Source organism: Nocardia heshunensis, from assembly GCF_054782115.1.
In genome coordinates, this window is the sequence record NZ_BAAGTC010000030.1 from 76,265 (window position 1) to 96,947 (window position 20,683).

The 20,683-nt window shown below is 62.1% G+C and carries 18 protein-coding genes; 4 read left to right on the top strand and 14 right to left on the bottom strand.

Annotated elements, in window-relative coordinates:
• Nucleotides 1-121: 121 nt before the first annotated feature.
• The 11 genes from hsaA to ACYVN4_RS44460 all read right to left on the bottom strand — a co-directional run bounded on the left by hsaA (nt 122) and on the right by ACYVN4_RS44460 (nt 12,603).
• Nucleotides 122-1,300 (bottom strand): 3-hydroxy-9,10-secoandrosta-1,3,5(10)-triene-9,17-dione monooxygenase oxygenase subunit, encoded by a 1,179-nt coding sequence (gene hsaA / locus ACYVN4_RS44410; protein WP_460730214.1) that lies wholly within the window; start codon nt 1,298-1,300, stop codon nt 122-124.
• Nucleotides 1,301-1,464: 164 nt separating this feature from the next.
• A complete protein-coding gene (locus ACYVN4_RS44415; RefSeq protein WP_460730216.1) occupies nt 1,465-2,037 on the bottom strand; it encodes a PaaI family thioesterase in 573 nt (190 codons plus the stop codon).
• A gap of 48 nt (nt 2,038-2,085) precedes the next feature.
• Nucleotides 2,086-3,363 (bottom strand): cytochrome P450, encoded by a 1,278-nt coding sequence (locus ACYVN4_RS44420; RefSeq protein ID WP_460730218.1) that lies wholly within the window; start codon nt 3,361-3,363, stop codon nt 2,086-2,088.
• A gap of 277 nt (nt 3,364-3,640) precedes the next feature.
• The gene (locus ACYVN4_RS44425; protein ID WP_460730220.1) at nt 3,641-5,056 is read right to left on the bottom strand and encodes an FAD-dependent oxidoreductase; all 1,416 of its coding nucleotides are present in this window, start codon (nt 5,054-5,056) and stop codon (nt 3,641-3,643) included.
• Nucleotides 5,053-6,060: a hypothetical protein gene (locus ACYVN4_RS44430; protein ID WP_460730222.1), complete on the bottom strand. Its 1,008-nt coding sequence runs from the start codon at nt 6,058-6,060 to the stop codon at nt 5,053-5,055. Before ACYVN4_RS44430 ends, ACYVN4_RS44425 begins: the two co-directional genes overlap by 4 nt.
• A gap of 391 nt (nt 6,061-6,451) precedes the next feature.
• Nucleotides 6,452-7,363, bottom strand: coding sequence for an iron-dependent extradiol dioxygenase HsaC (gene hsaC / locus ACYVN4_RS44435; RefSeq protein ID WP_460730224.1), 912 nt, complete (start codon nt 7,361-7,363; stop codon nt 6,452-6,454).
• An 18-nt stretch (nt 7,364-7,381) separates the two neighbouring features.
• Nucleotides 7,382-8,596, bottom strand: a complete 1,215-nt coding sequence (locus tag ACYVN4_RS44440; RefSeq protein ID WP_460730226.1) for a cytochrome P450 — start codon at nt 8,594-8,596, stop codon at nt 7,382-7,384.
• 6 nt (nt 8,597-8,602) lie between these two features.
• Nucleotides 8,603-9,748 (bottom strand): cytochrome P450, encoded by a 1,146-nt coding sequence (locus ACYVN4_RS44445; RefSeq protein WP_460730228.1) that lies wholly within the window; start codon nt 9,746-9,748, stop codon nt 8,603-8,605.
• A 1-nt stretch (nt 9,749) separates the two neighbouring features.
• Nucleotides 9,750-10,439 (bottom strand): maleylpyruvate isomerase family mycothiol-dependent enzyme, encoded by a 690-nt coding sequence (locus tag ACYVN4_RS44450; protein ID WP_460730230.1) that lies wholly within the window; start codon nt 10,437-10,439, stop codon nt 9,750-9,752.
• A 4-nt stretch (nt 10,440-10,443) separates the two neighbouring features.
• On the bottom strand, nt 10,444-11,304 hold the full coding sequence (locus ACYVN4_RS44455; protein ID WP_460730232.1) for an acyl-CoA thioesterase domain-containing protein: 861 nt from the start codon (nt 11,302-11,304) through the stop codon (nt 10,444-10,446).
• 306 nt (nt 11,305-11,610) lie between these two features.
• Nucleotides 11,611-12,603, bottom strand: a complete 993-nt coding sequence (locus tag ACYVN4_RS44460; protein ID WP_460730234.1) for a Rieske 2Fe-2S domain-containing protein — start codon at nt 12,601-12,603, stop codon at nt 11,611-11,613.
• Between the two features lie 14 nt (nt 12,604-12,617).
• On the opposite strand from ACYVN4_RS44460, the gene ACYVN4_RS44465 reads away from it, so the two are divergent.
• Together ACYVN4_RS44465 and ACYVN4_RS44470 are read left to right on the top strand one after the other, a co-directional pair.
• On the top strand, nt 12,618-14,390 hold the full coding sequence (locus ACYVN4_RS44465; protein WP_460730236.1) for an acyl-CoA synthetase: 1,773 nt from the start codon (nt 12,618-12,620) through the stop codon (nt 14,388-14,390).
• An 86-nt stretch (nt 14,391-14,476) separates the two neighbouring features.
• Nucleotides 14,477-16,099, top strand: a complete 1,623-nt coding sequence (locus ACYVN4_RS44470) for an acyl-CoA synthetase (RefSeq protein WP_460730238.1) — start codon at nt 14,477-14,479, stop codon at nt 16,097-16,099.
• A gap of 42 nt (nt 16,100-16,141) precedes the next feature.
• Here ACYVN4_RS44470 and ACYVN4_RS44475 read toward each other — a convergent pair whose 3' ends face one another.
• Both ACYVN4_RS44475 and ACYVN4_RS44480 read right to left on the bottom strand, forming a co-directional pair.
• Nucleotides 16,142-17,050: a hypothetical protein gene (locus ACYVN4_RS44475; RefSeq protein ID WP_460730240.1), complete on the bottom strand. Its 909-nt coding sequence runs from the start codon at nt 17,048-17,050 to the stop codon at nt 16,142-16,144.
• Nucleotides 17,051-17,655: 605 nt separating this feature from the next.
• A complete protein-coding gene (locus ACYVN4_RS44480; RefSeq protein WP_460730242.1) occupies nt 17,656-17,889 on the bottom strand; it encodes a hypothetical protein in 234 nt (77 codons plus the stop codon).
• Nucleotides 17,890-18,510: 621 nt separating this feature from the next.
• On the opposite strand from ACYVN4_RS44480, the gene ACYVN4_RS44485 reads away from it, so the two are divergent.
• Nucleotides 18,511-18,924: a hypothetical protein gene (locus tag ACYVN4_RS44485; RefSeq protein WP_460730244.1), complete on the top strand. Its 414-nt coding sequence runs from the start codon at nt 18,511-18,513 to the stop codon at nt 18,922-18,924.
• Nucleotides 18,925-19,297: 373 nt separating this feature from the next.
• Here ACYVN4_RS44485 and ACYVN4_RS44490 read toward each other — a convergent pair whose 3' ends face one another.
• Nucleotides 19,298-19,630: a hypothetical protein gene (locus tag ACYVN4_RS44490; protein WP_460730246.1), complete on the bottom strand. Its 333-nt coding sequence runs from the start codon at nt 19,628-19,630 to the stop codon at nt 19,298-19,300.
• Between the two features lie 19 nt (nt 19,631-19,649).
• On the opposite strand from ACYVN4_RS44490, the gene ACYVN4_RS44495 reads away from it, so the two are divergent.
• Nucleotides 19,650-20,612, top strand: coding sequence for a dimethylarginine dimethylaminohydrolase family protein (locus tag ACYVN4_RS44495; protein ID WP_460730248.1), 963 nt, complete (start codon nt 19,650-19,652; stop codon nt 20,610-20,612).
• The last annotated feature ends 71 nt before the right edge of the window (nt 20,613-20,683 follow it).

The following is a 20,683-nucleotide window of genomic DNA, read 5'->3' on the forward strand; positions in this document are numbered from 1 at the left end:
TCGCCACCTCCCCGCTCAACCATGTTGGTTCCGGGAGAACGCGCTCACCGGCTGCGCGCGGCGCAGCCGGTAATGCCCAGCTTTCCCGGGCCAGTGGCGTCGTGACTCAGGTGGCGAGGCGTCAGAAGATTCCGCTGCCGTCGTAGGTTCCGAATTCGACTGCACCGTAAGCCTTGTAGACCCGCTCTGGATCGTTGGCCGCGTGGGCACGGGCAGCATGCACATCACGCCAGAATCGCTGGATCGGGTTGCCCTGCCTCAGCACATGAGCACCGGAGTTGTTGAACAGCCGATCGATCGCGAAAATGGCGCGCTCCGTGGCCCGCACCTGGTCACGGCGATGCTTCATGCGCAGTTCCAGGGGAATCGGCGCGCTCCGTTGCGCGAGGTCCCATATCTGACCGATATTGCCTGTCAGTTGGAGCCAAGCGGCGTCGATCTCTGTCGCAGCCTCGGCGATGCGCACCATGGCGAACGGATCCTCGATCGACCGTTCGCCCAGATACGCATCACGCACCCGCTGGCGCTGATACTCGACATGGGCGTCATAGGCTCCCAGTGCCATCCCTACAGCCGGTGTGCCGATGACCATCGGTTGTACCGATCCGAACGGCATCCGGTACAGCGGTCCCTCGTTGACGGCCTGGCCAGGCACCTCGCATCGACCCATGGCCGCAAAACTGACCGCACGATGCTCCGGAACGAAGACGTCCTCAACCACAATGTCATTCGATCCGGTCCCCCGGAGACCGACGGTGTCCCACACATCGACGATCTTGTAGTCGCTGACCGGGACCAGATACGTGCAGAAGTCGACTGGCTTACCCTCGTGGAATGCCGGGCCGCCCAACAACACCCAGGTGCAGTGATCGGCACCGGACGAGTACTTCCATCGGCCGGACAGCCGGTACCCGCCGGCCACCTTTTCGGACTTGCCCATCGGCGCGAACGACGAGGCGATCCGGACGTCGGTGTCCTCGCCCCACACCTCTTGTTGTGCCCTGTCATCGAACAGCGCCACGACCCAAGGGTGAACGCCCAGGATTCCCGCGACCCATCCGGTCGACCCGCACGCCGAGGAGATGTCCCGGACTGCTGTGTAGAACGCCACCGGGTCCGCTTCGAGCCCGCCATAACGCTTGGGCTGCATCAGCTTGAAGAATCCGGTCTCCGCGAGCATCTTCATCGACACATCCGGGATGCTCCGCATATCCTCGGTATCTTGGGCTCGTTCCCTGAAGGCGGGCAAAAGCTCTTGGACTCCGGCCGACACCTGCTCGACCTTGCTGCTAACGACCACTTCTACATCCTCACTGGCAGTTCATGAAATATCGGATGGCGGTTGATGTCGAGCAGTTCGGCACCGGGGCCGAACTGCTCGACATCGTGATTCCCCGATGGCAGAGCGACGACGGTGGCGCCCGGGGTCATCAGGGTCTGGTGTTTCCTGGTGAAAACTCGGCCTTACTTCGGCACGAGAGAAATAAAAAGTGCATCGGCCTCGGCCAGGAGGATGCCGTCCGAATCTGTCAAACGCGCACTACCCCAGCACTTTCGGCCTTCGACACGATCGACTGTCGCATCGACCTTGAGCTGAGCTCCGATCGGGGCGGGCCTGCGGAAGTTCACGTTCAGGTATGCGGTGCGGTGCGGCGGATACCCGGACGTCGACAGCGCGGCGGCGAGGTACTCGTCGAACATCAGCGGAATGATTCCGCCGTGAGCGATACCGAACAATCCCAGGTGGTAGCGCCGCAGCACTCCGCTCATCTGGATTCCACCGGCCGTCACACGTTCGATATTCCAGTCGGGCAGCAACAACAGACCGCGACCTGGAAGCTCGTGCGCCCGGCCCGCGGGTCCGACTCCTTCTGGTGCCTCGTAGGGCTCGAGGACCTCGATCATCGAGTTGGCATGTGCCATTGCGCTTTCGAGAATTCTGTCGGGCGCGTCGACCGAGACGGCGAGATCCTGCAGCCGTCGCATCGTCGCGACGAAAGGCCCGAACGTCTCCCCCGGTGCCACCGGGGTGAGCATGCCGAACAGGTTCAAATCGACAGGCATTGCAGTCATGGCTATCTCCCCTTACCGCCGGGTCGCTGAAACGTGAATGTCGTTGAAGATGTTGAGGGTTACGCCGCTGGTGTCCGGTCGGCCCGACTCGTAGTGCAGGTCGACCTCGCGCAGGATGGTCTGGAGAGCGATCTTGGCTTGGAAGAACGCCAGCCGATCACCCAAACACCGGTGCGGCCCGCCACCGAACGGAATGAACTCGTATGTCCCGGGTTTGGCTCCGAGAAAGCGTTCCGGCTTGAACTTCTCAGGTTCCGGATAGAGCTCCGGCCGGTGATGGATGCTGGTGATGATCGGAACGATCAACGTGTTGGCGGGAATCACGAACTCACCGAGTTGGTACGGCTTTCGGGTCACGCGGAGTACGAACGGGACGACCGCGTGCATACGAAGGCTCTCGTTGATCACAGCCTCGAGGTAGGTGTCGCCACCGCCCGGGGTGCGGGCCTCGGTGACTACCTTGGCCATGACCTCCGGGTTTCGCAGCATGAAATCGACCGTCCACGTCAGCAGGTTGGCCGTCGTATCGTGGCCCGCGATCACCAGCGAGATCAGCTGGTCCCGGATGTCCTGGTCGGTCGCGCCGTCGACCCGCATCAATAGATCCAGCAGGTCCATCCGTTCGACCATGCCTTCGGAGCGACGCCGCGAAATCTCGTTGTAGATCAACGAATCGCTGATTCTGCGCACCTTGTGGGCCGACCGCCACGTGGCCAGCCCGCCGACGCGTCGCAGGAAGTAGCGCAGCATGAACCCGTCCGAGGTGCAGGTCTCGAGCAGATTGTGGACGGTGTGCTTCCATACATCCCGCACGCCGGGCTCCGGTGCGACAACCATCTGCAGGATCGTCTCGAGCGTGAGGTCGGTGAACGGTGTCTTGAGATGGAAGGTGCCAGCTCCGATCCACGACTGTGCCAACTGCCGTGAACGGGCTTCGATGTCCTCCGCCCAGATCGTCAGTTCGCCACCGCGCATCCGCGGCACCAGAGGCTTCCGAACTCGCCGATGCTCCTGTCCGCTCAGCGTCACGAGCGCCCGGTCGCCCTGGATGAACTCGAGAAATGTATTCCCGGTCTCGAGGTCGATGTCCTCTTCGCTGGCCGTGAAGAGCTGTTTGACGACGGACGGGTCGCGGAAGAAGACGATCCGGCGGAGCCCTGCCATGGGATCGAGACCGGGCGGAACCGTCATCATGAAGGTATCGCCATAGCGGTCGAACATTTTCTCGAGAACTTCGCCGCCGAACTGCTTCCTGGCCGCACGCAACCAGCCGAAGTCCCGAATCGGCACCTTCGGTATTTCCCTATCAACGTGGGTGGCAACGCCATTTTTTGACATGGCTGTAGTCATAATTTTCCTTCACGGAGATTTTATAATCGGTCACGTCAATTGGGACCTGAGCTAGATCCTATGAGGAATATCAGAGCTTTTCCATAGCCCAGATTGCACACCACTCGTGCCAATAACGCCGGTAGGCGCATGGGAATCTCCCATGCGCCTACCCGTGAGGACGAATTATTGTTTCATGTCGAAATCCGCTGTGCCTTCAACAGCGCGCGCACTATGTCTAGGCTGGTTCACTGGCAGCTAGCATGTCGCGGCGTTCAACGACTTTGACGCGCTCACGGCCCTGGGATTCCCCCAGCGCACGCTCGTGGGCGTCGAGCCGATACCAGCCTTCCCAAGTGGTGAACGGTATGCCCTTGGCCTCGAGGAAGTCGACAATCGCGCTCGGCGTGGGCTCCGCCGCAGGGGTGAATCCGGGTCGGTCGGCCAGCAGGCACGCCACAGTTTCATTCGCATCCCCCTTCGTGTGGCCGATCAGCCCGACCGGTCCGCGTTTGATCCAGCCGGTCACGTACGTGGCGGGCATGAACCGGTACGCCGGGTCGGCCACAGTGTCATCCATCAGCACCCGGCCTGCCTCGTTGGGCACCACACCGCCATGGTCGTCGAACGGGAGCTTGTCAAGGTTCTGGGACCGGTAGCCGACGGCACGATAGACCGCCTGCACCTCCCAGTCGTTGAAAATGCCAGTCCCCCTTACATTTCCGGTGCCATCCAGGGTGGTCCGCTCGGTGCGCAACCCGACAACCTTGCCATCGTCGCCGAGTACTTCATGGGGATTCTCGAAGAAGTGCAGGAAGATCTTGTGCGGCCGATCGCCGACATCCCGGATCGCCCAGTCCTGGATGGTGCCAGCCACCATGTCGACGATTTTGGAGCTGCGCCGCGCCGCCTCGGACGCCTCGTCGTAGTCGATATCGGCAGGATCCACGACGACCTCGATCGTCTTACAGTGATCCAACTCGCGCAGTTCCACCGGGGTGAACTTGGCCTGTGCGGGGCCACGACGGCCGAATACATGTACCTCGACGGCCTTGTTTCGGCGTAGCCCTTCGTACACGTTCTCCGGAATCTCGGTCGGCAGCAGATCCTCCGCGGTCTTGGCCAGTACCCTCGCCACGTCCAGAGCGACATTGCCGACACCCAGCACAGCCACCTTCTCGGCCCCCAATGGCCACCCGCGCGGCACATCCGGATGCCCGTCATACCAAGACACGAACTCCGCAGCACCATAGCTTCCGTCCAGCTCGATACCGGGAATCGAGAGAGCCCGATCGGTGTCAGCACCGGTCGAGAAGATGATCGCGTCGTAGAACCTGCGCAAGTCGTCCAACGTGATATCCACGCCGTAATCGATGTTTCCCAGCAGCCGAACCTGAGGCTTGTCCAGGACGCGGTGTAGCGCGGTGATGATGCCCTTGATCCGCGGATGGTCCGGTGCCACGCCGTAGCGAATCAAACCGAAGGGTGCCGGCATCTTTTCGAACAAGTCGATACTGACCGGAGTCTCCGACTTCATCAGGGCATCCGCGGCGTAGATGCCAGCCGGACCGGCGCCGATAATAGCAACCCGCAGCGGGCGGTCCTCGGCGGTCTGATCAGGAATCACTATTTCCACTTCCTCGTGTGACGTCATGCGATCGCTGCGTCATGGTTTTCGACCAGTTTTGTCGCGAATATCTGCCAGCTCACCGCGCATTCACGCGCGGCCCGCGCAACCATGCCGCGGCAGTGCGGCGGTACGCTGAGCAGCAGCCGCTCCCGAACGTCTGGCTCCAGCTCCTGCCAGCTGAGCAACCGCAGCAATGTCCGGCCTGCATCGGTCTGGCGCAGAGATGGATCCCTGCGCAATGAGTCCAACAAATTCACCGACGGCAACGTACGGACGTTCTCGGTATCGAAGAGGCCGTCGGCCATACCCGGCGAACGCGGCGTACGGATCGGTACGGGATCATCTCCCTGTTCCAGCCGAACACGAACATCCCTGACCGTGGCTGGCGAGATACCGCAGGCCCGCGAGACCTCTCGCAGCGAGGCTGTTGGATTTTCCCGGAGCAGTTCGGCTGCCCGAGTTCTACCCAAGGTCGCGTCGACCGGTCTCAGCTTGCCATCGCTTCCCAGCCGTCGATCGGATTGCGGCAGGTCCGCAGTCATCTGAGCACGCAAAGTCGAGATTGTTTTCGCTGACAACCCCGAGTGTTTGGCCAGGATCCGATCGGATCGATCGGGATGCGATATCAACAAGCGTATCGCTGCTGCGCGCCGATCTGCCGTCGTCAGGGGTAGTCCGTGCGCGACATTCGCCATGACAGCGATCGCGAAGGCATCAGTGTCCGGTCCATCGAAGAATACCGCGAGAATCGAGTTGTCTCCGCGGAGCTTCGCTGCTTCCAGCCGATGGACTCCATCGATTACTGACATGGAACATCGGTGCACGATTATGGCGGGTAGCGTCGCATCGATGGAGGCCAGGCGCTGGACGTGGTCCATGTTTACGCCGTCGAGTCGCGGAGAGTCCGCTACGCGCAGCATCTCGATGGATATTCTCGCCGGCTGGCCGAGTTCGCCGAATTCTGTCCGTAAGTTCTTGCCGCCGCCGTTTGTACCCAATTCCAAAGACGATTTTTCCATTTGGTTCATATCCCCACCCTCAGCACACGCTCACTGCCTCGGATCGACCTTGATCCGAACAGAACGGTAGAACGCAGCACAACTCCGGTCAAGTCTCTCGAGATCACATGAAAGCGCCATAATACATTCTGTTGCAACATATTTCACATGACGCAGCATCGCTGAAACATTTCCTTGCGGCCATCCAGGCCGCCCCTCCCGAACGCCATAGCAGCGCGTCACGCATCCCTCAGAAGCCTGCTCAAATGCGGACTATCCACAGTTGAACATCTCGCCGGAAGACAAATCCGCGCCTGCTCCGTCGGAGCAGGCGCGGATTGGCTACACGCTTCTTACAAACGACCGCGATCGAACGACATTGGGCGAATCGTGGCCGATGCGACCGACCGTCCAGCCGCTTTCAGTTCTCTGTCAACCCGATCATGAAGTCGTGCCCCCAGACAGATGCTCGAGTCGATTCTCGCGGAGTGTAGGTAGTGTCATCGACTTCCAATCCCTCGCAACCGAACTCGATATCGAAACCGCCGGGGGTCTTCATGTAGAAGGACAGCATGTTGTCGTTTACGTGGCGGCCGATGGAGGCCGACATCTTGACATTCCGCTTCCGGGCACGGTTCAGGCAGAGACCGACATCGTCGGAGTTCTCCACCTCGAGCATCAGGTGAACGATGCCGGAAGGCGCCGCGGGCGGATACGGCATGAATGCGACGCTGTGGTGGCGCGGGTTCGTGCCGAGGAAACGCAGCCAGACATCGGGATCCCCAGAACCGCCGCCAACCATGACCGCAGGCACCCGCATGGAGTCTCGTAGCCGGAATCCGAGAACATCCCGCCAGAACACCAATGCAGCAGCATCGTCATCGGTGGTGAGCACTACGTGGCCCAGCCCCTGCTCGCCGGTCACGAACCTGTGACCGTACGGGCTCACCGCGCGGGTGTGCACCAGAGCGATGCCGTGGAAGACCTCATGGACGCCACCCGAGGGATCATCAAACCGGATGAGTTCCTCGACCTTTCGCTCCGCAAGCTCGTCGGGTGTGCCCTCGACATACTTCACGCCGTGCACGTTGAGGCGATCCCGAATCTCCTGCAGCTCCGCGGCGGTCGCGACTTCCCACCCCGACAGCAGCAGAACATCGGACTCTCCGGGAACGATCACCAGGCGGTGCGGGAATTCATCGATGCGGAGGTAAAGGGCACTGGGATCGAGCCCCTTACCTTCGACCACTCCGAGCACCTTCAAGGCGTACTCTCGCCATGCTTCGACGTCTGTCGCCTGAATCCGCATGTAGCCCAACGACCGAATGGCCATCTTCAATCCTCCGAGTTTTCATAGCGCCGGTTCCTCGACGCGGGTGAGCTTCAGTGGCAACTCGGCCAACTCCCACACTGCTGACGTGCTGTGCCAGGCGACGTCCTCGTGGGCGATGGCCAGTGAGGCCTCCGGGCAGACGCGCAGGAGCGCACCCAGTCCGACCTCGAGTTCCATGCGGGCGATCTGCGAGCCGATGCAGAAGTGAGCAGCATGACCGAATGTCAAGTGCGTCTTTCCGTTTCGGTCCAGATGAATTTCGTCCGGGTCAGCGAAGACCGTGGGGTCGAAGTTCGCGGCCCCGACGGCGGGCAGCACGTACTCGCCCGGCATCATGGTCACACCGGCGAGGATGATGGGTTCACGCACCCGCCAGGGAATTCCTTCACCGCCCGCGATCGCGGTAGTGCGCAGGAGTTCTTCGGTTGCCGACGGCAATAACTCCGGGCTTTCGCGCAACGCACGCGCCAAGTCCGGGCGTTGCAACAGCCGGAGCACCAGTTTGCTCAGCATGTGTGCAGTCGTCTCGAAGCCGCCCATCACCAGCGCGAAGACAATGGTCGCAACTTCACGGGTATCGAGCTCGTCCGAACGGGCCGCGAACGCGGAGACCAGATCTGGACCGGGTGTGACACGACGTTCGCGGATCATGGTGACGATGTACCGTCCGGCATCCTTGGCGGCGGTGCCGATGGTGTCGGGGTCGGTGCCCTCGGCGGCGCCGGTGAGCAGTGCCGATACCCAGGCGACCAACTGGTCGCGGTCTTGGTCCGGCACGCCGAGCAGTTCGCAGAGCACCCGCATCGCAAAGGGTTTGGCCACCATGGAGACGTAGTCGCCACCGGCAGACAGGGTCATAGCCTCGAGCAGCTCGGCCATTATTGCCTCGGCGCGTGTGCGCAACCCTGCCAGGCGTTCGGCAGTCAGTTCTCGTTGAATGGCCCGGCGCAGTTTGACGTGGACCGCGTCCTCCTGGCCGCCGATGGCGCCGGACAGCAACAGCCCGGCGGTCAGCCGTGGCGCGGCCTCGTCTGCCATCCCGACGCGAGTGAAGGCTTTGCTCGAGTAGACAGTCCGGGTATCGGCCCAGCCGGTCACTACCCAACACGGATCACCGTGTGGGAGTTGCAGTTTCGCGATGCCGCCAGCCTCGGCCACGGTGACGAGAACCGGGTCCAGTTCGAGGCTGCGCGCGGTATCGGAGGGATAGTGGAATATCGGGCATTCGGACATGGCACCCTATCCCTGCGTCCAAGTGACTGGCAGTGCCATGACACCGCCGGAAAGTTGGTGGCGGCGCGGTTCCAGTGCACCGGGGTCGCCGTCGATGCGAAGGTCGGGCAGCAGTTGGAAGATGTTGCCGAACACGGACTTCAGCTCCATGCGCGCCAGGGACGCGCCGACACAGTAGTGCGGGCCGTAACCGAACGACAGGTGAGGGTTGTCGTTACGCTCGGGACGGAACGACTCCGCCTCGACGAACACGCTCGGATCCAGGTTCGCGTCGTCGAGTTCCAGGATCACGAGGTCTCCGTCACCGATCACAATGTCGCCCAGCGAGATATCGGCTCGGGCATAGCGAGGCACACCTGCGATGCGACGCTGCACCGGGTGCGGGAATCGCAGGATCTCCTCGACAACCCGGTCGAGTGTTTTCGGGTCGGTGAGTGCCGCGCGCTCGATTGGGTTGGTCAGCAACAAATACAGACCGCGGTCGATGAGCGTGACGGTATTGATCTGGCCCGCGAAGCGCAGCCCCGCGGCCATTCCGATGACCAGGTCCCGCCCCGCCAACTGCGGTTCGTCCGCGCTGAATCGCACCATGTCCGAGAGGATGTCCTCGCCTGGCTGCCGCGCCTTGGCCTCGACCAGGTCGTTCATGAACGCCTTGAGCTCCCGATCTGCCCGCACGGACCGGGCCCGGTCGGCCAGATCGACCGAGGCGTCGGACCATTCGCGCACTGCGGCCCGTGCCTCGGCGGGGATGCCGAGCAGTTCGCTGATCACGTGGGATGACAGCGGTTCGGCCAGCGCGGTGCGGATGTCCGTCGGCGGGCCCACGCGGAGCATGTCCGCGATGAGTTCGCGCGTGATGGCATTGACAGCTGGTTCGATCGCGCGCATTCGACGAGGCGAAAAGGACGTAGCGACCATGCGCCGGACCAGATCGTCCGGCGGCGGTGGCGCGTCGGGGTTGACCTGTTTGAACTGCAAGATCTCGGCCATCGTGAAGCGCGGCGGGTCGACGACCGCCGGATCCGGGAAGCGATTGATGCGTGAGTCGGTGAGCAGCCTTTTGATGGTCGCGTAGTCGCGCACAATCCAGGCTGGGTCGCCAGCCGGGGAGATGCCGCGTTCGACGCGTGGACAGGTGTCGGCTTCCATCTCAGACTCCGATGTGACGGCGGTCGCGGCCATAGATATTCAGATCGAAATCAACGCCGACAGCGGCAGATTCGCTGCGACCGGTCGCGGCGCGGACGAAAGTGACCGGATCGGTGGCGATCACCGGACCGCCGCCACCGTTCACGATGTAGCGAGGCAGACCGGTCAACTCGAGGCTGAGGGGCTCGAATTCAAGTCGGCCGAGTTCGACAACCAGCCATTGGGCGCAGAGCTTCCACCGCTGATCGGCGATCGTGTTGCGCCCCAATGCGGTGTCGATATCGTCTGTGTGAACAGTCAGTTCATGCGCGAGCGTTAGAACGCCGAGCGAAAAGGTCTGTCCGGGAACGCCTTCGACGCCACCTTGCCACACTGCGTCGGGAAGCGAGCTCAGATGCTCACCCATCCGTTCGGCGATGCCGTCGAGCATATCGGCCGCGACATCGGCCTCGAGTCCCAGGTAGGCATTCGCCTGCTCGTCCGGGGTGCGGCTGCCGATGGCGTTGTCCACGATGTCGGCTCCCGATCCGATGATGTGGCCGATGACGTGGTGCACCGACCATCCGTCGCAGTTGGTACGGGCCGTGAGATCGGTTTCGGACAGGCCTCGCACCATGGCGGCGAAGGTTTTGAACTCCTCGACGACCACCGCAGTGATGCGGTCGCGGCTCCATTGCTGTATTTCGATCATTGCCTTACCTCGTCTCTGTGATATCGGATGCGGCTGTCCCGTCACGGGTTCCGCTCCAGTGCTCGTTTTCGATGAATTCGGACAGGTCCAGCCCCGCCATCGCGTGGGCGACGGCACTTACCACGCACAGCCCGAACCGGCCCTCGCGGTCGTAGAGCGTGGCGGCACCGGCGGCCATGCCGTGGTCGGAGGTGTGATTGTCGGCCTCGATTCCGATCTCGGCGCCGATCGGGTTGCGCGACAACAACATCGTGAAATCGTGGTTGATAAACCCGATGCCGCGATCGCCCCAGCTGGCGAGGGTATTGGTGAGTTCGCCGACCGACGCCGCCCGCACGAAGGGCGAGGACGGTTCATCGGCCAGAACATCGGTCTGATGAATCCAGAGCCGCTTGCGGCTCGCATTCTGATGATCGGCCATACTGCGGCTCCAGCCCGACGGATGGGCGTCGCTGCCCCAGTAGCCGCCCGGTTCGGCGAGCGGTGGAAACTCTTCCGTCCGCGGATATTTCGGCAGAGGCTGCGGTGTCCATCTGGCTCCCAGCGGTTGCGCGGTCGGTCGCGCAGACACCAGGGTCGCGCGGGCGACGGGCTTGTCGTCCTGTTCGACCCAGACGTCGGCGACCCGCAGGGTGCGGCCGTCACGGATTCGGAGTGTGCGCACCGTGAGGGTGCGGAACAGTGGCTGCCGGAACAGATCGATGGTGAATCGTGCAGGGACCAGGCCGGATTCGCCGTGCTCGGTCTCGACCGCATAGGCGGCCAGGCCGGCGACAGCGGCGCCGTTGATCGTCTGCGTCGACCACTGGCTGGCAGCATGTGGAAGGGGATCGAACCCGTCGGCGGTTCGCTCGAAGAATGCCATATTCATTTTCTGTGGTCGGGATGATTAATCGGTTCGCCAGGTCAGGAATTCGCGTCGATCCTCGTGAGGAGAAAGATGCGAAACTGCCGTCCACCCGTGCGTGCGGCGTTCGTTGCGTGGTCAGGCCATTTCTCGATTAACTCACTCCACTCGAGTCGACGATCACGTAGCCTTCGCCGCAGGGCACGTAGATCAGGCAGACACAGGTCGACTACCGCCAGCTTCTTGCCCACGCCTGCGAACCAGTCACGATCGCCGAACAGTTCGAGAATCACCGATTTTCGTTCCGAGCACACTGTCTGCCCCTCAGACACCACAATCGTGGTTCGTGTAGAACTGCCGCGACCAATGCCGGAACTGAACGATCACACCTTCGCCGTCGCACAGTGCACTTGCCCGTTCACCGCGATTGAATTCAAGCCGACTCGGGAGTGCCCGGTAGATCTTCTTCTCCCAGATCGGGATATCGCGCTCGAAATCCTCCCACGTGGCATGCACGATCTTGGAGTTCATCGCCGCGTCAGCCTCTGGGTCACCGAATCCCCTCGTCCGCTGGGCGATAGTAGCCTCCACCAGGTCACCAGCGACCGGGGTGCGACACAGCTGGAGCTGACGGTGCAGCTCGACGTCGCCACTTCGATCGACAAGCCGAATGTTGGTCACGCCCAATCCGAGATTCTCGAAATGGCCCGTGACCTGCACACCTGCGGGCGGGCCGCCCGGAAAAGCATAAGTACCGGTCGTCACACCGGAAATCCGATGCTCGGCGACCTCGAACTCGAAGGTCGGTATCCCGACCGCATTGTGAATGACAGCTTGGTGCGCTGCGTCCGGCACGTTCTCTACGATGTCCTGAATATGAGTGCTGATCCGCCACATCTTGCGCGCGAACGGCGTCCAGGTTGATTGACCTTCGTCCGCGAATCCCTGTGGCTCCCATGTAGGTGCACGCCCGGTTTCATCCCAATAGATCGTGATCACACCATCGAACTCGCGCACCGGATATGCGCGCAGCGTCGCGGCGACCGGGATCTTCTCCGAGTACGGAATATTCACACAGCGGCCGGACTCACCGAAACGCCAAGCGTGGAAAGGACAGATCAGGTCACCGTTCTCGAGTCGACCGTCGGCAAGGTCGGCACCTAGGTGCGGACAGTGAGCGTCGGCGACGACCGCTCGCCCCGAGAGCGTCCGATAAGCGATCAGATCCCGCCCCAAGTAGTGCAGTCTATTTATGCTCTCTGGCACCACGTCGATCGAGTCCGCAACGCGATACCAACTGGCCGGATAAGGCTGCATTGGGAATCTGCGAATTGAAATTTTCCCCCTCCTCCCGTGTGCCTCCAACCCTAGAACCGGTTCCAGTTTGGAGGCAAGGTCAGGGGTTGGTCAGAAGTTGCCAAGTTCACGAGCCCGTGAGTCCGGTTGCTGACAACCCGTTGTTCCGCCCAGACAGGGCGGTCTACGTTGCGGCCATGGTATTGAACGTCGCTGACCTCTTCGAACACACCGCGGACGCTGTGCCGGAGCGGATCGCTCTCATTTGCGAGGATCGCCAACTCACCTACCGTGAGCTGGATGAGCAAGCCAACCGATTGGCAAAGCACCTGGCAGCCAACGGAATCAGGCCCGGAGACCACGTCGGCATCTACGCCCGGAACCGGATCGAGACAGTCGTAACGATGCTCGCGACCTACAAGGTGCGGGCGGTGTCGGTCGCCGTCAACTACCGCTACGTCGTCGAAGAAGTGCGATACCTGTTCGACAACGCGGATCTCAACGTGCTGGTGCACGAACGGGAGTACAGCGAGAAGGTAGCCGCCGCAAGAGCAACGACCCCGCGGCTTCGGCACACCGTAGTGATCGAGGATGGCACCGACATCCCCTACAGCGGAACCGATTACGAGCAGGCGATAGCCGAACAGCCGACCGGGCGCGACTTCGCGCCGCGCCGCCCAGACGACGTCTACATCGTCTACACCGGCGGCACTACTGGATTCCCGAAGGGTGTGATGTGGCGGCACGACGATGTCTGGCGAGTCTTCGGAGGCGGAATCGACTTCGCCACAGGCGAATACGCTGCCGACGAATGGCAGCAATCCGAGCGTGCCGCCGTCGGCACCGGCGTCGTTCGGCTGACCATCTCGCCACTGATTCACGGCGCCGCGCAATGGTCCGTACTCGGAGCCTTGTTCAACGGCAACACCGTCGTCCTCACACCCGCCTTCGAGCCCGATCGAATCTGGAATCTTGTGCAACAGCATCGGATTGCGGCGATGGCGATCACCGGCGATGCCATGGGCCGGCCGCTGCTCGACGCCTATCGCGGCGGCGACTATGACGCGTCCTCGCTGCGCATCTTGAACAGCCACGCGGCCTTGTTCTCACAGTCGGTGAAGCAAGAGTTCCTCTCCACACTGCCCGGATTGGCCATCACCGACGCCATCGGCTCCTCGGAAAGCGGGCTCACCGGAGTCGGCAGGGTGACCGCGGACTCCGACCATTCACAGGGCCCGCGGGTCAACTTCATCGACCAGGCGATCCTCATCGACGAGGACGGCGAAAGGCTGTCGCCCGCACCAGGTGTCATCGGTCGGGTGGCACGGACCGGGCACCTTCCGCTCGGGTACTACAACGACCCCGTCAAGAGCGCGAGCATCTTCCTCGAACTCGACGGCACGCGCTACGTGGTCGCCGGCGACTATGCGCGCTACGAGTCGGACGGCACAGTAACGCTGCTCGGGCGCGGATCCGAGTGCATCAATACCGGTGGGGAGAAGGTGTTTCCGGAAGAGGTAGAGGGAGCGCTCAAATCACATCCGCATGTGTTCGACGCCCTGGTGATCGGGCTCCCTGACGAGCGGTATGGACAGCGTGTCGGCGCTGTCGTGCAGCCGCGGACAAGCGACGCGATCGATATCACCGCGCTGGACGCGCACATCCGCCAGACGATCGCCGGATACAAGGCTCCTCGCGGCTATTGGCTGGTAGCCGATGTACAGCGGCACGCTACCGGCAAGGCGAACTACGCGTGGGCCAAACGGTTCGCAGGCGAGCACGGCGACGCCGTACTGACGCCGTACTGAGCCCAGCCGACTGCTGTCAGCTTTTTGCCAATGGTCGGCAAGAACTTTCGTTGTCACACACTGAAACCGGTTCTAGTTTGTGTCGCATGGCTTTCAACGTTGCAGACCTCTTCGAACACGCGGTAGACGCGGTTCCCGACCGCACCGCCGTCATCTGCGGTGATCGCCGGGTGACCTACCGGGAACTCGACGAGCGCGCAAACCAGCTCGCGCATCACCTGTCATCACGGGGCATCGGTAAGGGCGACCACGTCGGGGTGTACTCGCGTAACTCCATCGAGGCACTCGAAACGATGCTCGCCGCCTACAAACTGCGGGCGGTATCGGTGAGCGTCAACTACCGGTATGTGTCCGAGGAAGTCCGCTACATCGTCGACAACGCCGACCTGAAGGCCCTGGTCCACGAGCGCGCGTACACCGATATCGTCGCCGAGGTCGCGCCGACAACCCCGCAGCTGACCGACATCATCGTGGTCGAGGACGGCACCGACGGGGATTACACGCGCTACAACGGCATCTCCTACGACCAGGCGCGTGCCGGGCAGTCCATTGCCCGCGACTTCGACGAACGCCGGTCCGATGACCTCTACATCCTCTACACCGGTGGCACGACGGGGTTCCCCAAGGGCGTCATGTGGACCCATGAGGACGTGTGGCGCACGCTCGGCGGTGGCATCAACCATGTCACCGGCGAATACGTCGCTGACGAATGGGAATTGGCCAACAACGCCAAGTCCGCGCCGAACGGCATTGTGATGGCACCACTTTCACCGTTGATCCATGGAGCTGCGCAGTGGGCGGCGTTCCTCACGCTGAACTCCGGCGGCACTGTCGTGTTCGTGCCACAGTTCGACGCCAACGAGGTGTGGAAGACGGTAGAGCGGGAGCAGGTCAACGTGCTCACCGTGGTCGGCGACGCCATGGCCAAGCCACTGTTGGACGCCTACCGTGGGAACAGTTACGACGTGTCGTCATTGTGGGCGTTCAGCAGCCATGCCGCGTTGTTCTCGCAGTCGCTCAAGGAGCAGTACCTCGAGCTCTTCCCAAAGCTGTTCATCACCGATGTGATCGGATCCTCGGAGAGCGGCAGCACTGGTCTGGCCGTGGTCACCAAGGATTCCGATCATTCTCAAGGACCGCGAGTGAAGTACAACGCGCAGACCGTGCTCATCGACGACGACGGCAAGCTGGTACAGCCCAAAGCCGGTGCGGTCGGCCGGATGGCACGCAAGGGGCATGTGCCCCTCGGTTACTACAAGGATCCAGAGAAAACGAAGACGATCTTCGTCGAGGTGGACGGAACCCGGTACGTAGTGCCCGGCGACTACGCACGCTACGAGGACGACGGCACCGTCACCCTGCTCGGGCGGGGATCGGAGTGCATCAACACCGGTGGCGAGAAGGTCTTCCCGGAAGAGGTCGAGGGCGCGCTCAAATCGCATCCGGATGTCTTCGACGCGTTGGTGATCGGCGTCAAGGATGAGCGTTTCGGCAACTCGGTCGCGGCATTGGTACAGCCGCGCGGCGAGGTCGAGCTCGACCTCGCCGCCCTCGACGGGCATGTCCGCACCAAAGTCGCCGGATACAAGGCACCGCGCGGCTACTGGATCGTCGAGCAGATGATGCGCCAACCCAGCGGCAAGGCCAACTACCCCGCCGCCAAGAAGCACGCCGCGGAGAACGCCGAACTGAGGCGCTCACCGCGGTAAACAGGTTCGCGCGGATGCCTGGCCAGTAGCTCACAACCACTTTCAGGCATCCGCGCGATCCTCATGCGTGAGTAGACCGAGCTCGGCGGAGCGAGAGCCGAGTTGGAAGCGAGTCGTGGCGTTCAAACGGATCATGATGTCGGCTATATAGCGACGATAGGTGCGCGTCGACACTGAAAGTCGGCGCGCCGCAACCTCGTCGGTGACGCCGGCGTTCAGGAAGCGCAAGACCGCGATGCCCATCTCATCGAACCCGCGCTGACGCAGGGCGACATGGTCTCGCAACGGCAGGGCGGTCTCCCAGGTCTGCGTGACGAACTGTTGAATGGCGCCCATCAGGGTGAATTCACTGGCGAAGTATGCCTGGGCCTGTCCGTCCAGATGCGTCCACACCACCGCGAGACGGTTGTCGATGACCATGGTGTTGTGGAACTTGGCGTGGGTGACTCGGATTCGATCACTGAACGAGTAGTCGTGCAGCAGTTCCTCCAGATCGTGTTCATCTGCGTAACGCGACGAAGCGAGAACCCGCACCCGCTTACCGTCATCGATCAACTCCCGGATCAGAGCATCCCCGGCGAGATACTCTCGACGCGCGCGGATCGGATCCGAGATCGCGATCGTCACCTCCTCCTGGACCCCCCGAAGGCTTTGCTGCAGCGTCTCACCCCAGTTCTCCCGAGGCGTCACCTTCTCGATATCCGCGGTCTGGTCGGCGTCGCCGACCGGAGCATCCATCCTGGAGAGCGCCGAATCCAGCAACTCTCGGGAACGAACCAACAGATCGGCAATATCCCCAACCACAGTGCCCCCTCCAGTCAGGCGTACCTTGCCCTGACAACTCAAAACCGAAGCTACACAACACTGTCCAGCAGAGCAACGTGGCGCGCTGAGCCCCGGCCGTGGACAGTGATCGAACGATGCACGGCAATCCTCTCCCCCATCGATCATCGCCCCCTCCTGACGGAAAGCTCCTGGTAGCCATCGTTTTCAACGAGATTCTCGGGTGCCGTTCCGGAGCCATTGCCAACCCAGGTTCCTGAGAGAACTCTCAGCGAAACCAGTCGGTCCTCCAGTCACCCGCGTAGCGGAGCATAGTTTTTCAAATAGGTTCTGCTACAGGTAGTTTGACGACCAGCAACTCACGAACGACCGCCCATCACCTCGACCGTGACCCGATGCCTGCGCCGGAATCCGTCGCACCGTTACGCTGCGCCACAGAACGACCGAGCGTAATCATGGCAAATCGCTTCACGCACCTGTCGCGTCAAGTCCTGGCAGTCACTCCGGCAAGCCAGAAACCGCACACCCAGTGCCTCGATCTCCGTAGCTGCAATGCCAGGGACCTGTAGGGCCAGCGCGTCGACCGACGCCAGCAGCGCTATCAACCCGGAAATCCGCCGGTTCCCCGGTCGCGTCGTCCAGCAACAACCACACCAGATCGTCGGTTATCGATTCCATGCACGCGAGCCTGCCCAAACCGCGCTGAGAATCCGCTGAGGCCCCGCTATTGACAACAACACGATGCCATGGTGACTTGATAGTTGCAGGTCAGCCTAGGCAAACCGCTCCCGATCGCCGAACGGCAGCGCAACGAGCCATTCCTGCGCGGACTGCGGATGGCGTCCTGCCAAGTACGGCGACCAGTGTTCTTTGGCATGGTCTTGGAAGCTCTCATCGGCTGCAAGGCAGAGCTCGGAGTGAACCGACTGGATGATGAACCCGCAAGACCATTCGCCGCCGAGACGATGACCACCTCGCCCTTGTGCTTGCACGGCTTGAGCAGCCATTGCTGGTGGCGGTATGCGTGTGGCGGCCACAGGATCGGACGTGGCCCAGAAACTGTGTGGTGAGCAGTGTCAAGCGCCAGTCCGCTTGCGCGCGAGATCAGAACGAACGGAGTGCGCCGAATTCCCATGTAACGCAAGGGTTCCTGCCCAACTGCGACTTCGCAACGCACCGGCAGACGAGAGCATGAGCCATCCAAGGAACGATAGGTAGCAGCACATTTCGCAACCTAGCCGACCGCCTCGGTCGTTGAGGGCCCGGCCAGCGGTAGCAGCAGAGGAAATCGACGGTGGATGTTGCGGATCTGTCGCACGATCTGGTCGAGTCCCTCCTCGAGGACGCTGATTCGAGGCGTTGGTGAGCTCGGCGACGTATTCACGGCTCGCGGGGAGTAGTACCAGCAGCAATTGCAGACTCCAGAAACCCACTCCGATCAACGTCAGTGGCAGGGACCCCGGCAACGAACCACAGCACAGCAACCATGACGCTCAGGAGTCCGGCCAGGAGAAACCAGACCGCCTGATCGGAAGGCCCATGCTGGAGGGCGATGTGGTCGGGTGCATACAGGGTGTGCTCATAGTGAAGCTTCCGCCGGGAGGAAGAGCGGCAACGAGTACAGACTCGTGCTGCCCGACTGGCTCGCAACCGAGCTGGATGCCGAGAAGGAAAAAGCATCCCCCGCCGTCGATACCTTGCCAGTCCTTCAGGGTCCCAGGAGCGCCGCAGGGGCATGGGTAAGCATGTCCAACGCCCGCATGGCCGTCTATGCCGTGCGAAATCGGAGTGAGTTCAAGACATTTCGCTTGTCGGACCATCCAGACACAGTGGCCACCCACGTCGTAACGGCGACGGGTGACGATGAACGCGTCAGCGCTCAGCTAAGACATATGGACGGCAACAAGTCGATGGCCCAGCGGCACTACATCCACCAGGGCATTCGCCGCATGGCGGCAGTCGACAACGCCGCGGTCATGGAACTACTGGATCCGGCCAAACTTACATTTTTCGGCCCGTTCCAGCAGTCCGCGACGCCCTGAACTGCAGAAATAGCTAGTCCTTTTTCATCATTTCGTAGAACCCCCAAAATCGGCCGCTAACCTGGCGATCTTGGGGGTTCTATCTATTCTGACCTGGCATTTCGCCATCCCAACGCCTCCCACCCATTCCAGCCGAAACCCCCGGATTCCCACCATTCCGGCCGCAAAATGGCACTCAAAATGGCACTGCGGTTCCCATTACATCCCGACATTCCGGGCCGATGGCAGGCCAAGCAAAGTCGCGAACCGCTCCCCTATCGTCTGGAGCAGCGACCAACAACCAGGACCACTGACCTGCGTTCGAATCGCGCGGGTCCCGGCATTATCGTGCGTTTGATGCAAATCAAACCTTCGTGACCGGGGTCGGACGTAATCAGGTATCGCAGAGTCGGGTATGAGTCGACCCATGGGCACGCAGCCGATCGGCGATCTTGTCAGGTTCGAGGACGCCAAAATCGTCGAGTTCGAGCCGTTCCGCGGCGGCGCGGACGTTCACGGTGCGGGCGGCGGTGACTCCGGTTGCCAAAAGTAGACATCCGGCGTCGGTAACGGAAAGGTCTGCCGACGGTGGAGAGTGCATCACAAAATCGGCCAGACAATTAAGGCTGTCGTTGCTTTCGGCCGGTGATCGCCATATTTCGGTCGGTGACATAGTCCCCTCAGACGATTCGATCGGCTTCTGTTCTGCGTTATCGTTCACATCCATGACTGCACAGAATTCTCGCGTGTACGTCGAGAGTGAGTTCGCCCCGCTACGGACCGTGGTTGTCTCCCAGAGCGAATTCCGCGCGCCTGCCGAGGCGGCGATTCTGGGCCATTCGATGCCGGTCGAAGAGAGCGCGGTGGAAATCCTCGAGGCCGTGTGGGGCAAGGACTTCGGCGAGGTCTACCCCGCTCAGCAGAAGGCGTGGGAAGCCGAACGTGACGCACTCGCCGCGGTACTGACCCGGTACGGGGTGGAGGTACTGCGTCCGCGCTTGTTCAACGAGGATGAGAAGGCCGCGTCCGATCGTGGCGGCTACGCCAACTTCTTCGTCCGTGATCCCTGGTTCACCGTCGGTGACCACGTCATCGAAGGGGTACTGCAGTTCCCGCACCGGCGGATGGAAGTGCTGACCTCCCGCGACCTGCTGCTCGAACGAGTGATGCCGACTCCCGCGAAGTACGTGTCGCTGCTGCAACCGGCGAAATCGCCGCTGGGTCACCCCGGTCCGGGCCCATTCCTCGAGGGCGGCGACGTGCTGGTACTGGGTTCGCATGTCTTCGTCGGACACTCCGGCATGGCCACCAACGACCTCGGCGTTGCCTGGCTGTCGAAGTACCTCGAACCCTTCGGCTACACCGTGACGCCCGTTGATCTGCCCGAACACGTCCTGCACCTGGACTGCGCGATCGGACTCGTGCGGGAGGGGCTGCTGATCGCCTGCCCGGAACGGCTGCCCTCCGGGCTTCCGGAAGTCTTACGGGGCTGGGAACAGATCGAGGTCAGCGAGGACCAGGCGGCCGCGATGGCCACCAATGGCCTTCCCATCGATCCCCAGACCTACATCCTCGACGCCGAATTCACCGATGTCGGCACCGCATTGCAGGCCCGTGGCATCACCGTCGAATATCTCGACTTCTCGGTCTCCCGACTGTTCGGTGGCGCGTTCCGCTGCTCCACCCAGCCGCTGCTGCGCGCCCACTGAGTCCGTGAAGGGAGTCTCAATGATGCTGTCAAGCCGCTCGGGCGGTTGTGGTCGGCTTAGTGGGCTCCCAG

Coding starts and splice junctions, on each gene's coding strand:
- ACYVN4_RS44415 (WP_460730216.1), bottom strand. CDS start 2,037: ATGCTCACCCCGGTGGCACCGGGGGAGACGTTCGGGCCTTTCGTCGCG.
- ACYVN4_RS44425 (WP_460730220.1), bottom strand. CDS start 5,056: ATGACGTCACACGAGGAAGTGGAAATAGTGATTCCTGATCAGACCGCC.
- ACYVN4_RS44430 (WP_460730222.1), bottom strand. CDS start 6,060: ATGAACCAAATGGAAAAATCGTCTTTGGAATTGGGTACAAACGGCGGC.
- hsaC (WP_460730224.1), bottom strand. CDS start 7,363: ATGGCCATTCGGTCGTTGGGCTACATGCGGATTCAGGCGACAGACGTC.
- ACYVN4_RS44440 (WP_460730226.1), bottom strand. CDS start 8,596: ATGTCCGAATGCCCGATATTCCACTATCCCTCCGATACCGCGCGCAGC.
- ACYVN4_RS44445 (WP_460730228.1), bottom strand. CDS start 9,748: ATGGAAGCCGACACCTGTCCACGCGTCGAACGCGGCATCTCCCCGGCT.
- ACYVN4_RS44450 (WP_460730230.1), bottom strand. CDS start 10,439: ATGATCGAAATACAGCAATGGAGCCGCGACCGCATCACTGCGGTGGTC.
- ACYVN4_RS44455 (WP_460730232.1), bottom strand. CDS start 11,304: ATGGCATTCTTCGAGCGAACCGCCGACGGGTTCGATCCCCTTCCACAT.
- ACYVN4_RS44460 (WP_460730234.1), bottom strand. CDS start 12,603: ATGCAGCCTTATCCGGCCAGTTGGTATCGCGTTGCGGACTCGATCGAC.
- ACYVN4_RS44470 (WP_460730238.1), top strand. CDS start 14,477: ATGGCTTTCAACGTTGCAGACCTCTTCGAACACGCGGTAGACGCGGTT.
- ACYVN4_RS44475 (WP_460730240.1), bottom strand. CDS start 17,050: ATGATCGATGGGGGAGAGGATTGCCGTGCATCGTTCGATCACTGTCCA.
- ACYVN4_RS44480 (WP_460730242.1), bottom strand. CDS start 17,889: ATGGCTGCTCAAGCCGTGCAAGCACAAGGGCGAGGTGGTCATCGTCTC.
- ACYVN4_RS44490 (WP_460730246.1), bottom strand. CDS start 19,630: ATGGATGTGAACGATAACGCAGAACAGAAGCCGATCGAATCGTCTGAG.